This window comes from Pedobacter jeongneungensis, from assembly GCF_000633455.1.
Lineage (GTDB): Bacteria > Bacteroidota > Bacteroidia > Sphingobacteriales > Sphingobacteriaceae > Pedobacter > Pedobacter jeongneungensis_A.
The window spans coordinates 1-15793 of the sequence record NZ_AYMG01000046.1; the positions used below are offsets into that span (position 1 = coordinate 1).

Consider the following 15793-nt stretch of genomic DNA (forward strand, 5'->3'; position numbering starts at 1 on the left):
GTTACATCTAAAGTAACATTTGGATTAGATGTTGAAACCTGAGCTAAGGTAACATCTGTTAAGGTAGCTGTATTTCCGTTGTATTTATCGTTCGCTAAAACATTGTTTACAGCAGTGCCTCCGGTATAACTATTTACAGTTCCGTTATCGGCGTTGGCAATCATTTCCGGAGCCTCAACCGTTACCACTGCATTTGCCCTTTTCTTCTGCGTAGGGTTTACCAGATCAGTGATTTCGTAAACCACTGTATAGGTGCCTGCAGGTGTTCTGGCATCCACAATTACTTTTCCGGTTGCAGGATCTAAGTGAACATTTGCATTAGACGTTGAAATTTGTGCTAACGAAACTTCATTAAGTGTCGCCGTATTTCCATTGTAGGTATCGTTCAATAATACATTCGCAATACCTGTTCCGCCGGTTAGGCCGTTTACTGTACCCGCATCATCTACCGCAACCATGGTTGGCAAACCAACGGTAATGGTTACCACAGCCGTTTTGCTTAAGGTTGGGTTAAGTTTATCGGTAATTTTATAAGTTAAGGTATAGGTTCCTGCTGGTGTATTTGGATCAACAGTAACGTTACCATTAGTCGTATTTAATTTAACTTTTGGATCTGATGAAGAAACAAAATCAAGTGTCACGTCGTTTAAGGTAGCCGGATTACCATCATAGGTATCGTTCGCTAAAACATTTGTCAATGCCACACCACCTGTAAACCCGTTAACACTGCCATTATCCGCATTTGCAACCATAACAGGCGCATTTACCAATACGGTAGCTACTGCCTGCGATACTTTAGAAGCATCCAGTAAATCGGTAATTTTATAGGTAACGGTATAGGTACCTGCAGGGGTTTTCGGATCAACGTTTATTTTACCTGTGGTTATGTCAAGATTAACCCTGTTATTATCTGTTGATACCTGTTCAAGTTTTACGTTGCTTAAAGTGGCCTGTTGACCTCCGTTTACTTCGTCATTAACTAATACATTATTAATCGCCGCACCACCTAATAAACCACCAATGCTTCCGCTATCATTTTTAGCAAGGATATTGGCCGAGCTTACCGTAACGGTAATTTTAGCATTTGATGTTTTGTTTACATCTAACTTATCAATAATCTGATACTCGATAACATAAACGCCGGCTGGTGTATTCGCTGCCACATCAACTGAACCGGTAGATAAATTAAGGGTAACTTTTCCTGCACTATTGTTGGTAATTTCCTTAATGGTAACAGAAGAAGTTGTTGCAGCATTATCTACACCATTATAAGTATCGTTGATTAAAATATTGGCAACTGCATTTCCACCCGAAGTTCCGGAAGTACCTGTATCATCCTTAGCCAGTAAGGTTCCGTTGGTAACCGTTACCACTGCATTTGCTGATGATGACTTTGTTATATCAAGTTTATCGGTAATGGTGTAGTTAATGGTATAAGTACCAACTGGTGTACCAGCGGCAACACTTACTGCACCAGTAGCAGCATTTAAGGTTACTTTGCCATTGCTATTATTCGTATTTTCAGTAATGGTAACATTTGATGTCGTAGCAGTATTTGCAACACCGTTATAGGTATCATTAGCTAAAATATTGGCAATTGCTGTTCCGCCTGTCGTTGCATTTTGTGTACCTGAATCATTTTGTGCCAATATTGTACCGTTGGTAACCGTTACCACCGCATTTGCTGATGATGACTTTGTTACATCAAGTTTATCGGTAATGATATAGTTAATGGTATAGGTGCCGACCGGAGTATTTGGCGCTACAGTTATTTCACCTGTTGTGGTATTAAGCGTTACCTTACCAGCACTGTTATTCGTATTTTGGGTAATGGTAACATTCGCTGCAGTAGCTGAGTTCGCAATACCGTTATAAGTATCATTGGTTAATACCGAAGTAATCGCTGTTCCACCCGTTGTTCCATTTTGTGTACCTGCATCGGCAACAGCTGTAATGGTTCCGTTGGTAACCGTCACTACTGCATTTGCAGATGATTTTTTATTGGCATCAAGTTTATCAGTTATGGTATAGTTGATGGTGTAAGTACCAACCGGGGTTCCAGCTGCAACACTTATTGCACCCGTAGCCGGATCTAAACTAACTTGGTTATTGGTACTGCTGTTTGAATTTTGAGATATAGTAACGTTGCTTACAGACGCTGCACTCGCAACACCATTATAGGTATCATTAGCCAGAATATTGGCAATCGCTATTCCACCCGTTGTTCCATTTTGAGTACCCGCATCATCAAAAGCAGTAATGGTTCCGTTGGTAACCGTTACTACTGCATTTGCTGATGATGATTTATTGGCATCAAGTTTATCGGTGATGGTATAGTTGATGGTATAAGTACCAACCGGGGTTCCGGCGGCTACAGTTACCTCACCTGTTGTAGTGTTAAGCGTAACCTTACCTGCACTGTTATCCGTATTTTGGGTAATGGTAACATTTGATGTCGTAGCAGCATTTGCAACACCGTTATAGGTATCGTTAGCCAAAATGTTGGCAATTGCTGTTCCACCCGCTGTTCCATTTTGTGTACCTGCATCAGCAACGGCTGTAATGGTTCCGTTCGTAACCGTTACCACTGCATTTGCTGATGATTTTTTATTGGCATCAAGTTTATCGGTAATGGTATAGTTGATGGTATAAGTACCAACCGGTGTGCCAGCGGCTACAGTAACTGCTCCTGTTGAAGCATTTAAAGTTACTTTGCCATTGCTATTGTTGGTATTCTCGGTAATGGTAACATTTGATGTCGTAGCAGCATTTGCAACACCATTATAGGTGTCGTTAGCCAAAATATTGGCAATTGCTGGTCCACCTGTCGTTCCATTTTGTGTACCTGCATCATCAAAAGCAGTAATGGTACCATTGGTAATGGTTACCAACGCATTTGCTGATGATTTTTTATTAGCATCAAGCTTATCAGTAATGGTATAGTTAATGGTATAAGTACCGACCGGCGTTCCTGTGGCTACAGTAACTGCTCCTGTTGAAGCATTTAAGGTTACTTTGCCGTTACTATTATTGGTATTCTCGGTAATGGTAACATTTGATGTCGTAGCAGCATTTGCAACACCATTATAGGTGTCGTTAGCTAAAATATTGGCAATTGCTGTTCCACCCGTTGTTCCATTTTGTGTACCAGCATCATCAAAAGCCGTAATGGTACCATTGGTAATGGTTACCACCGCATCTGCAGATGATGTTAGTGTTGCATCAAGTTTATCGGTAATAGTATAATTGATAGTATAAATACCAACCGGGGTTCCGGCGGCTACGGTAACTTCACCAGTAGTGGTGTTAAGTGTAACCTTGCCAGCACTGTTATTTGTGTTTTGGGTAATGGTTACATTGGCTGCAGTTGCCGAATTTGCAACGCCATTATAGGTATCGTTTGTTAATACTGAGGCGATTGCGCTACCACCTGTTGTTCCATTTTGGCTACCAGCATCATTTTGAGCCAGGATAGCACCATTCGCAACATTGACAGTTACAGTAATCGGATCAGACGTTACTCCATTTAATGTTAAAGTATAAGTAAAGGTACTGGTTCCTTTAAATCCATTTGCAGGAGTATAATTAACCGTTCCGTTTGCCTGAACAACGGCTGTACCATTAGCAGGTGCTGTTACAATATTTACAGTTGCACCTGATACCGCAGTACCATCATTAGCTTTTACGTCTAGATTTTTTAAGGTATTAATTGATGTACTGAAATTATCGTTAACACCAGTAGGTTTCACCGTAATGGTTGCACTTTGACCATTAATGGCTCTAGAACAGCCGTTTGCATCCGAGATGCTTACCAGATTATAAGTAAAAACACCTGGGACTGCAGTCGATTGAGCCACAGTTGCAGTTGTTGTTGAACTATTTAAGGTAGCATTGGTACCTCCATTGATATTATAAGTAAATACAAATGGTGCAGTTCCTGCAGTAGCTGTAAAAGTTACATTCGGATTGGCAGCGCCAATATTTACAGTAGTAGTACCAGCGATTGTGGCGTTGGCTAATGGGTTAACTGTAATGGTTCCGCTAAGGGTTGGGTTGGTACATGGTGCAACTGACCCTGTTGTGCTCACCGTATAGTTGGCCGTAGCAGGGACAGCACCGCTGATCGTTACCGTTTTGTTTGTTGTGTTGATCGTATAGTAAGAAGCGGTAAGACCGGTAACCGTAGCTCCGGTTGCACCGCCACCATATGTGTAAACAATGTTGCCGATAGAACTTCCAGAGCAGATGGTCTGGCTCGCAGTTCCACTTGTTAAAACCAATGTAGCAATTGGGTTTACCGTAATGGTTCCGCTAAGGGTTGGATCGGTACATGGTGCAACTGATCCTGTTGTGCTTACCGTATAATTGGATGTAGCAGGCACGGCACCGCTGATCGTTACCGTTTTGTTTGTCGTGTTGACCGTATAATAAGAAGCGTTAAGTCCGGTAACCGTAGCTCCGCTTGCGCCGCCGCCATAAGTGTAAACAATGTTGCCGATAGAACTTCCCGAGCAGATAGTCTGGCTCGCAGTTCCACTTGTTAAAACCAATGTAGCAATCGGGTTAACAGTAATCGTGCCGCTTAGCGTTGGGTCGGTACATGGTGCAGCTGATCCTGTTGTGCTTACCGTATAATTGGATGTAGCAGGCACGGCACCGCTGATCGTTACCGTTTTGTTTGTCGTGTTGACCGTATAATAAGAAGCGTTAAGTCCGGTAACCGTAGCTCCGCTTGCGCCGCCGCCATAAGTGTAAACAATGTTGCCGATAGAACTTCCCGAGCAGATGGTCTGGCTTGCAGTTCCACTTGTTAAAACCAATGTAGCAATTGGGTTAACTGTAATGGTTCCGCTAAGGGTTGGGTTGGTACATGGTGCAACTGACCCTGTTGTGCTCACCGTATAATTGGCTGTAGCAGGCACGGCACCACTGATTGTTACTGTTTTGTTTGTCGTGTTGATCGTATAATAAGAAGCGGTAAGACCGGTAACCGTAGCTCCGGTTGCACCGCCACCATAAGTGTAAACAATGTTGCCGATAGAACTTCCCGAGCAGATGGTCTGGCTCGCGGTTCCACTTGTTAAAACCAAAGTAGCAATTGGGTTAACAGTAATCGTGCCGCTTAGCGTTGGGTCGGTACATGGTGCAACTGACCCCGTTGTGCTCACCGTATAGTTGGCTGTAGCAGGTACAGCACCGCTGATCGTTACCGTTTTGTTTGTCGTGTTGATCGTATAATAAGAAGCGGTAAGTCCGGTAACCGTAGCCCCGGTTGCACCGCCACCATATGTGTAAACGATGTTACCGATAGAACTTCCAGAGCAGATGGTCTGGCTCGCAGTTCCACTTGTTAAAACCAATGTAGCAATTGGGTTAACTGTAATCGTTCCGCTTAGCGTTGGGTCGGTACATGGTGCAACTGACCCTGTTGTGCTCACCGTATAATTGGCTGTAGCAGGCACGGCACCGCTGATCGTTACCGTTTTGTTTGTCGTGTTGACCGTATAATAAGAAGCGTTAAGACCGGTAACCGTAGCCCCGGTTGCACCGCCACCATAAGTGTAAACGATGTTGCCGATAGAACTTCCAGAGCAGATGGTCTGGCTCGCAGTTCCACTTGTTAAAGCTAAAGTAGCAATAGGGTTTACCGTAATGGTTCCGCTAAGGGTTGGATCGGTACATGGCGCAACTGATCCTGTTGTGCTTACCGTATAACTGGCTGTAGCAGGCACGGCACCGCTGATCGTTACCGTTTTGTTTGTCGTGTTGATCGTATAGTAAGTAGCAGTAAGACCGGTAACCGTAGCCCCGGTTGCACCGCCACCATAAGTGTAAACGATGTTGCCGATAGAACTTCCAGAGCAGATGGTCTGGCTCGCAGTTCCACTTGTTAAAGCTAAAGTAGCAATAGGGTTTACCGTAATGGTTCCGCTAAGGGTTGGATCGGTACATGGCGCAACTGATCCCGTTGTGCTCACCGTATAATTGGCTGTAGCAGGCACGGCACCGCTGATCGTTATCGTTTTGTTTGTCGTGTTGATCGTATAATAAGAAGCGTTAAGTCCGGTAACCGTAGCCCCGCTTGCACCGCCACCATAAGTATAAACAATATTACCGATAGAACTTCCCGAGCAGATGGTCTGGCTTGCGGTTCCACTTGTTAAAACCAAAGTAGCAATGGGGTTAACGGTAATCACAACAACATTACTCGTATTCGATCCAGTTACAGATGCTGTTACTACTCTTCTGTATTGAGTAGTTTGCGTTAAGGCAGGAGGTGTATAGCCAGGAGTATTATTTGTTCCAAGAGCAGAAACCCAAGTTGTTCCACCATTAGTACTTTGTTGCCATAAATAACTGTATGTACCACTGCCACCAGTTGGTGTTGTAGCAGTTAATGCTACTGGTGTGGAACCGGAACAGATAGTTTGATCAGCGGAAATCGTATTGTTCGAAATTGGCGCGACAACAGCTATTGAACTGTTGTATTTAATATTATTACAATTTTCAGTCGCGGTTCCATTTTTACACTCCAAATGGGGATCAGTCGGAGTACCTGTAGTTGTCGGACTGGTTGCATCCGGATCGGTTACATCCGCAGGTCTTAATATACTGGCTTCAACACTAATATTCTGACCAGCAGTATTGGCAGCAACCGGACGCACCACAATAGAATAAGTCGCAGTACCTTGGTTAAGCAGGTTTAATTGTGAATTATAAGTTAGTTTATCAGATGAAATTGCAGCTCCTGCCTGAACAGAAGATCCTGAAGATAAAGTTGGCGCATTGACTGAAATAATTTCGTAACCTGTAGGAACCACAAATTTGAATGGTGCTGATGTAACATCACTCGGTCCGTCGTTTCGAACAACCATACTGTAGGTAACATCGGTTCCCACTTGTACAGTTGTTGGAGAACTGGTTGTGATACCAGTTACAGAAAGATCAGCCTGCGAAATCGTAACGCTTACACTTTGTACCGTTTCTACACCTGCCACAAAAGAGTAGGTATCAATACTTCGTTCATTTCCCCACTCATTTCCACCTGTTCCTGCTGGGGTATCATTACTATATCTGCCCCATTTATGCCCATTACTGTTACTAGATACACCATTTGAACCCAGCACATAATTTTGATTTGGAGGTGTGGCATTTGGGTTGGCTGCACTAGCTGGAGCGGCATTGGCCGTTAGCGTTACATCACTGTCATTCCAATAAACAATATCCTTTCCTGCAAGTTCGGTATAATTCCCATCTGTAGAAAGTTGTTGAATGATTACACCATTCTTATTAATTTCAACATCGATAAAAGGGAAGTGAACCTCTGCACCAAATAATTGCACCCTAATGTTATTCACTGTGGTGCCAGGAGGTACTGGATTGCCCGGGGTTATAGGGTCAGCGGCAGATGTACCTGCTTTACCATCCCAATACACTTGGTTTGGACCAACTGTTGAAGTTCCTGCCAAAACTCTATCCACAAAGTTTCCACTTCCTGGAATTGTGATTTTATATGTCCCATTTACATTTGAGGTAAAATTGATATAAGCTCCTTTAGAACTAATATTCGAGCCTGAACCTTCAACCCCTTTAAAACCGAAACCAGTTACAGTCGGTGGAGTTGGAACAGCTGTTTTAAGCCACACCGAACTCCCGTTTAATATTGCATTTTCAGGAAGATCTGCACCTGGCTTGCCATAAAATAATTTATGGGTAATATTCTGAACATCATCAGCCGTAGTTGGATTTTTTATTGGAGGATCAGTAGAATAATTTAAGCTTTTATATGTTGGCGTTCCAGCCCCGCCTGCTCCTGTGGTAAATCCTTTATTATTTACAAAAAAGGTAAAACCAACACCTATCTGTCCATTATTTTTTACCAAATAAGAATATCCGTCTTTGGTAACCACATAAAAGTTACCATAGAATCCCGCAGGATTTGCAGTTGTATTATTAAACTCTGCAATTAAGTGGCCATTAAAAACATTTGTATATGCCCGTCCCTGAATAAATGCAGTATTAGCGGTATTCCTAACCGATACATCCCATGCTGCAATTAAGGCCTGTGTAGTCGATTGTGTCCATGATGCATCTGCCGCAATATTATCGGGACTAGGATTAGCTGTAGCGGTAACATCGGGAGATATAAAATCAACTTCCCAGATACCATCGCCCTCTGCTGCAGTAACCGTATGGGTATAAGGCGTATATCCACCAGAATTGGGAGATGGTCCGGCCAGTTCTCTTGCTCTATCTGGAATTAAACCTATAGTTGTGCTTGTACCTGATGTGAATGACGGATTTGATCTGGTAGCATTTGGCGTAACACCCGGTGCAAATAAATTAATCGTACCAGTTCCTACACCTTGAGCACTAGATCCTACATAAATAGTTTCGCCAACTTTTGCGTACACTTTATGACTGCCCCTTGTTTGAAAAGGCCAGCTGTTTGTCGATGTTAATTGATAAGAACTTACTAAATATGCCCTTTTACCACTAACACCAAGTGGATAAAGATCTCTGGATCCAGAGCCATAAAGGGGCGAGGATGACGGAGGATAAATTGCAACCTGACCATCTCCACCTTTTCCACCAGTAGCAGCAGTACCGTTTGAATAAGCACCACCACCTCCGCCGCCTGGTGTTGCACCAGCATTACCGTTACCAGTAGCGGTCCCTGTAAATCCTGCTCCACCACTGCCCGCACCATTGGCAGCTGTTGCTCCAGCTGTAGCATTACCAACTGAAGCACCATTACCCGCTGGACCAGCCGAAGCACCACCACCACCGCCATTTGTTGAGCTCGTGCGCGTAGAACCGTTACCACCACTAAAAACACTGTTTCCAGTTCCCGTCGCAGCACCCGTTCCACCAGTTTCACTGTCGAGCAGCGCACTCGAACCTCCAAGTGCCACAACAGTTGTTCCACCAAAAGAAGAACTTCCTCCTGCGGCTGTAGAGGTACTTCCCGCGCCTACTACATAAGTATATGAGTTTCCCGGTGTAACGGTTACCGTGCTTCTTGAGTAGCCACCACCGCCACCTCCTCCACCGCGACCGGCAGTTGAGCGTGAACCACCCCTACCTCCAGCACCCCAAACCTCAACAGTAAGTGATGTTACTCCTGCTGGTACGATATAAGTATAAGATCCCGGTGTGCTTGTTTTAACTGATTGAGCATCAACAAAAGAAATGGAGATTAAGCTAATCAAGAGCGCCAAGAGCATTTTAAGTCCAACCAAACCATCGAAAAATAAGCGTTGATTAAAACATTTACCGAAACTGTTCGTTAAATATTTGATAGTCCTAGAAAAAGCTCGTGCAGGGATACACGAAGAGAGTAAATTTTTATTCATACACGGGATGATAGGGATATCACATTACAGGGATAATGCAATTTTTAATAGCTATTTGTCGGTTTTATAACTACTTACGTAATTTCAAAACCTACGGTTTTAAAAATGAACAAAGAGCGAACATTTTTATTAAATAGTGTTCATTCTGTTCATTTCTATCGACAAAGATATATTATTAACTATCACTGTTTTTATTTCGATGGCTGATTTTGTAGTTTAAACACTACAAAATAATCAAAATTTGACATTTGTCATAAAAAATATCGGCATAGCAAACGTAAGAAAGCTTTTCCAAATGCCTTCAATCCCAACATTTTTGATTTTGGTCAAACATTAGCTTACAACCGTTAGCTATACAATAGTTTTGTCATTTTAATAAGACGTTATTTCGCTAAATGGTAAGAAACATATCTACCACGCAAAAACGTACAGAATGGCAATAATAAAATGCACTACTGCATGATAGAAGGGATAGATAAAAAAGAATGGGGAATGCAGAATCTCCCATCAGCATAATTTATTATACAGTTGCCATAAAACTTTAGGTGTTTTAAGGTGTTATCTCAATAGTTAAACTGGATAAATATGAAAACGAAAAATAAAGAAACCGAAAATAAAACAAAGGGAAGTTCAAAAGAGAAGGCATCATTTGACCAGAACGGAAAAGGCGCTTCAGACAAATTTGGCCAAGCTGGATCAACCCCGAACGAATCAGGAACGGCTGGAGCCGGCACCGTTAATAAGGATAAAAAGGCTTAGAAAAGATAAAAAGAGTAAAATACTCTTTTTATCTTTCGTAGATACTCATTTTTTCAGCAAGTTCTATAATACTTTTTATTTTCAGTTTTTGAAAAAGCCTAAGTTTATATGTACTTACAGTACCCATTTGAAGATTAAGCTGATTAGAAATTTCCAATACGCCAATACCTTTGGTCAATAATTCTGCAACTTCTAATTCCCTGCCCGAAAGTTTGGTAAAAGGATTATCTGCATCATTACCCAATATGCTATTGAACATATTTTCTTTCACGTTTCTGCTCGAATAACGGCTTCCGGCTAAAATTGTAGTAATAGCAGTTACAATTTCTGATTCTTCTGCATTTTTGGTTAAATAACCTGATGCACCAGATTTTAAATATGGAACTGCATAAATATTCTCATTTAAAGATGAAAATACAAGGATTTTAGCATTCGGCTGAACTAATTTTAACTGATCAATTACCTTAAGGTTGTTGCCACCAGGTAAATTAACGTCAATAATAATTAAGCTTGGCGACTTTTCTGTTTCGATAAGCGCTTGTTCCAAAGTAGACGCGTGGATGATTTCAACACCAGGCCAAAAGTCTGATATTAAACCTTTTAAACCACGACGGATGATTTCATGATCATCAGCGATGAGTACTGTAAAAGTACTTACGGCATTTTTTGTTTTCATTATTTATAAGAATATTCTGCAAGTTAGTAAAAAGTTATTTTTTTGTACGCAATTGTAGTAAATTTTTCGCTTAAATGTGTAAATATTATTATACACAATTAAAAAATTTTGTTTAAAACACTCTTGGGGTTGCCAATCTGATGTTAGGTTTAATGAATGAATAAGACAGAGAGATCTCATGCGTTCCACCGCTGTAACCCTGCAACGGACCGATCGAGAAATCATATCCATAGCCAATCCTGATTTTCTCTGAGGGAAAAATCTGGATCGCAGCTACCGCTGAATTGCGCGGGGTAAGGTCACGCTGTAAATAGCTTTTATCATACAACTTTACTCCTGTACGGTACGAACCACCCACCCATAGAAAATCTTTGATCAATAAGAATGCATTTACATCTAAACTGGTCGGGCCGCCACGGTCGTCTTTTAACAGAAATGAAGGTTTGATCTGAAAATCTTCATTAAGCGGAAACAATGCACCAGCAGTGAAATAATAGTGCGGTTTTGGCTGTGGGATAAAGGCATAACGGTCGATATTGATGTAAGTGGCAATCAGGTTATCTACCGAGAAACCAGCATAATATTTATCGTTGGCAAAGTACACTCCTGCCCTGGCATCGGGCACAATGGTACTCTGTACGCCTACAGGCTGGTTGGGCTCGGGGTTGTTGGGATTGAGCATCGATCCGTCGATACCCAACTGTACCATCCCTACTCCTAAACCTAAAGCCAGCCTCGAGCTACCATCATCATTCATCCTGATGCGGTAAGCATAATTGCCATAAACGCTCAAATTGGTTTGTGCACCCAGTTTATCACTGGCCACCTGAAGCGCAAGTCCAACGTTACCGCTGTTTGCAATGGCATCGATGGCAAGCGACATGCTTCTTGGTGCGCCGGTGATGCCCGTCCACTGGCTACGGTAAAAGCTATGCACATTGAGCACTTCTTTATAACCCGCATAGGCCGGATTAATATAGATCCCGTTAAACATGTACTGACTGTACTGGGCATCCTGTTGTGCAGCCACCGGCCGCGAAAGTAATAGCAACGAACCTGCTATTAAACCTAATATTTTCTTCATCGTATCTCCGCTCATTAATTTTTAAACGCCCTGATCAGGGTGATATAGCCTTTAAATACTTTCCATTCATTATTCCCGCCTTTTTTAACACGCAGCAAGTAATAATATGTACCCTCGTTCAATCCCTCGCCTGTCCAGTTGTTTTTGTAACCTTTAGAACGGAATACTTCATTACCCCAACGGTTAACGATGGTCAGTTCGTTTTCTGCAAACTCGGCAAGTCCGTTGATTTCGAAAGTATCGTTTATACCATCCCCGTTTGGTGTAAACAGGTTCGGGATCAACAAGTCATCGCCCGAAATGGTAGCAGCATCCGCAAGTACCAGGTTATTATTGGTCACCGGATCTGGCTGATCGCCTTTTACCGTTGCAGCATTGTTCAATGCACCGGCAGCCAGCGTTCTTGATTTAAAAGTCAGGGTTGCAGTTTGATTAAAATCCAAACTTCCAACCAACCATACAAAATCTCTTGTTGTGGTAGAGTAAGTAGTGGTACCAATGGTAACAGTAATCTCTTTCGGCGCATCGATTATGGTAGAAAGACGATCGGTAACGGTAACACCTGTTGCCCTGTTCGGTCCTTTATTGGTTACCGTGATTTTATACATCACATCCGATCCCGTTTTGATATCGCCTTTGGTTAACAGTTCTTTGGTAACCATTAAATCGGCTGATTTATCTACATCTATAACTGCCTCCGGATTTAAGGTTTTTCCATTCGGAGCAATCATCACAGCCACGTTTTTAATGGTATTGTAACTGTTCACATCTGGAGCAACTTTGGCATCTAAAGTCAATACTGTGCTCGAATTGGCTTGCATGTTGATGGTCCATTTTAAGGTATTGCCCATTACGGTACCATAGCCAGAAACAGAACCCGGCACATAAGTTAATCCGGCCGGTAACTCATCGGTAATGGTTACGCCGTTCAATGCAGATCCGCCTGTATTTTTAACTGTTAATGAATAGGTTAAAATCTCGTTCGCCTGCGCTTTACCATCTTTATTGCCCTTGGTATCAATTACTGATTTACCGCCTTCCAGCATACCTTCAGTAGGAATAGAAACTGCCGGATTCAATGGTGTTGATGCATTTCCAGGATCGGTTACGGAAGCTGTATTGTTTATTGCTAAGGTACCTGAAGGAATAACGGCATTAACGGTTACTTTAAAGTTAACCACCACCTGTCCGTTGGCCGGAATAATTAAATTACTCCAATTGATGGTGTTACCAGCTAAAATACCACCATTATCAGCGCTGGCATTTATATAAGTAGTATTTACAGGAATTGGATCTACAATTTTAACCCCGGTCCTTGCGGTATTACCATTGTTCTTAACGGTAATGGTATAAGTTAAAATTTCATTGGCTTCTGCTTTACCATTGTTATTGGCATCGGTAACGGTTTTAGCGCTTACAATTTTTGGCAGCTCTAAAATAGTTGGATAATCGTTGTCTTCTTCAGTTCCCGAAACATCAGAAATATAAGTTCCTGCTGGTGAAGTTGCCGTTAATGTAGCTGTATTTCTTACCGAACTTGCATTTTTCTCTGCCTGGCTAATGGTATAAACTGCCGTAGCCGTTGCGGTTTCATCAGGTGCAATACTAGCTGGATTGAAGGTAATGGTTGATGAAATTTTTGGATCAGCCAGACTGAAATTCGTCAGCGTTACATTACCTGTATTTTTAGCGGTAAAAGTATAGGTTACCGAGTTTCCATCGGCACTTAAAACGCCTGTTTTAACCAAAGTTAAACCTGGTGCTTCTTTAATCAGGAACACAGTAGGATCATCAGGTGCCAAAGTTTTTGGATCATCCGAAAGTTTGCTCAATTTACCAACGCTGGCAAATTTCGCTGCTAAACTGGCCTGATTTACAAACTTACCATAGTCAATTTCCGACTGTACCAACGTGTGTCTGGCCAAAATCATGGCAGTTTCGGCAGGTTCTAATTTACTGATTACTGAAGGAGTGATACTGCCCGCGTCTGCTCCCGGATCCGTTACCACGATATCGGTTAACGTAATATTACCGGTATTGGTTACCTGGATGCTGTACTCAATGGTTTTTACAATACCCGCACTATTGGCGACCATTTTGGTAAACCTTACAGATGGATCAGGAACAATCTTAGTAAAGGTTGCATCATCTGCAGCAGGTGTTGATGGATCATCAGATACTTTAGTCAAGGTATTTCCTTTAGGATCTTTTACCGTTGCGCTTACCTGATTGCTAAAGCCTCCAGCATTAACATCGCTTTGTTTTACAGTATGTTTAGCCGTAATACTCACCGTAGCACCCGGTAATACCGACGTAATGTTTGATGGGGTTAAACTTCCTGCATCTGCATTGGCATCAGCTAAAGCGATATCGGTTAGGGTCACATTGCCCGTGTTTTTAAATACGATGTTGTAATTGATAATATCGCCGGCTTTATTTGCTGTGTTTGTGGCCGATTTGGTTAAAGTAAAACCTGGTGCTGGTGTTAATTTGGTTACGGTTGGATCATTCAGTGCCGGAGTTGAAGGATCATCAGATACCTGATTAATGATATTACCCTTATTATCGGTCACTTTTACTGAAGCCTGGTTCGTAAATGATCCCTGATTCACATCATTTTGAGTTAATGTATGTTTTGCCATAACATTCACACTGGCACCAGGTGCTAAGGTGGAGATACTGCCTGGATTAATCGATCCGGCATCAACAGCAGCATCAGTTACACTTAAATTGCTAAGTGTAACAGTTCCCGTATTGGTTATGGTGAAGGTATAATCGATCGATTCGCCAACTTTGGTTCCAACAGCACTCGCTACTTTCGTAAAAGTGAATTTCGGAGCAGCTAAAATCGGTGTTTCGGTAGGATTATCGTTAGTATAATCTGTTCCGGAAACATCTGTAATGGTATTTCCTACAGGTGTTTTAGCACTAACCGATGCCGAATTAGTTACCAAAGCCGCATCTTTATCGTTTTGACTTAAAATATAAACCTGACTATAAGTAAAGTTTGCTCCTACTGCCAATACGGTAGGGAAAGTTTTATTTAAGCCCAGCTTGGCATCTGTTAATATAATGCTGCTTAATTCTACATCACCAACGTTTGTAACCTTGAAAGAATATGTAATGTTATTGCCATCAGTGCTTAAAACACCTGTTTTAACCAGGGCTATTTTTCCTTTTAATAATGGTGTTGTTACAGTTGATTGGTTGTTTATACTTTCCGGATCATTCGTTTTAGAAGTTGGTGTTAAGGATACACTGTTAACTAAATTAGTACCTGTAAACCCAGCCGCAACACGTCCATTAACAGTTAAACTAACCTGTTGACCAGCGACTAAATCGGCAGTTAAAGTAAAGCTATTTCCAGTTGAACTGTACGTTCCACCAATGGCATTATAGGTTATGTTTTCCAGTCCTGCCGGAAGATTTTCAATCAGACCGATCGACTCACCGCTTAAAACAGTAGCTGGTCCGTTATTTTTAATAGTAATGGTATAACCGATATTTCCATTGCTTTCTACACCAGTAACATTAGCGGTCTTACTTATCTGAAGATCAGTGATCCAGTTAGGTATAGTTACCGTTACTACTGCGGTAGAAGATTTTGTTGCATCTAATTTATCGGTTATTTGATAGGTTAAAGTATAAACCCCTGGAAGCGTTCCTGCTGCAACATTTACTTTTCCGGTTGCCACATCTATAGTAACATTCGAATTTGAAGTTGAAATCTGATTGATCTTAACAGTCGAAATGGTTGCAGTTGTTGCATTATTATAGGTATCATTAACCAATATATTTTCAACAGCTACCCCTCCTGAGAAACCATTTGCGGTTCCTGAATCATCTTTAGCCAAAATAGCACTTGTTCCCACAGTGATGGTTACGATAGCAGTCTTAGTCTGACCTGGGTTCAGTTTA

General features: G+C 41.9%; 5 protein-coding genes. 1 reads left to right on the plus strand and 4 read right to left on the minus strand.

What is annotated here, in order from left to right; translation table 11 throughout:
- Positions 1 to 9356, minus strand: a 9356-nt coding sequence (locus U859_RS30785; protein WP_025146883.1) for an Ig-like domain-containing protein, incomplete at its 3' end; no start/stop codon positions are given.
- A 585-nt stretch (positions 9357 to 9941) separates the two neighbouring features.
- Here U859_RS30785 and U859_RS32140 point away from each other — a divergent pair.
- Entirely contained in the window at positions 9942 to 10115 is a 174-nt protein-coding gene (locus U859_RS32140) for a hypothetical protein (RefSeq protein ID WP_162800094.1), read from the plus strand.
- Positions 10116 to 10143: 28 nt separating this feature from the next.
- On the opposite strand, the gene U859_RS0129940 is transcribed toward U859_RS32140, so the two are convergent.
- The 3 genes from U859_RS0129940 to U859_RS0129950 form a co-directional block, all read right to left on the minus strand.
- Positions 10144 to 10791 carry a response regulator transcription factor gene (locus U859_RS0129940; RefSeq protein WP_025146884.1) on the minus strand — a complete coding sequence of 216 codons (648 nt, stop codon included), beginning with the start codon at positions 10789 to 10791 and terminating at the stop codon, positions 10144 to 10146.
- A gap of 112 nt (positions 10792 to 10903) precedes the next feature.
- On the minus strand, positions 10904 to 11890 hold the full coding sequence (locus U859_RS0129945; protein ID WP_240183119.1) for a type IX secretion system membrane protein PorP/SprF: 987 nt from the start codon (positions 11888 to 11890) through the stop codon (positions 10904 to 10906).
- Positions 11890 to 15793 (minus strand): T9SS C-terminal target domain-containing protein (locus U859_RS0129950; RefSeq protein WP_025146886.1); only part of this gene is annotated, 3904 nt, incomplete at its 5' end. The genes U859_RS0129945 and U859_RS0129950, both read right to left, overlap by 1 nt.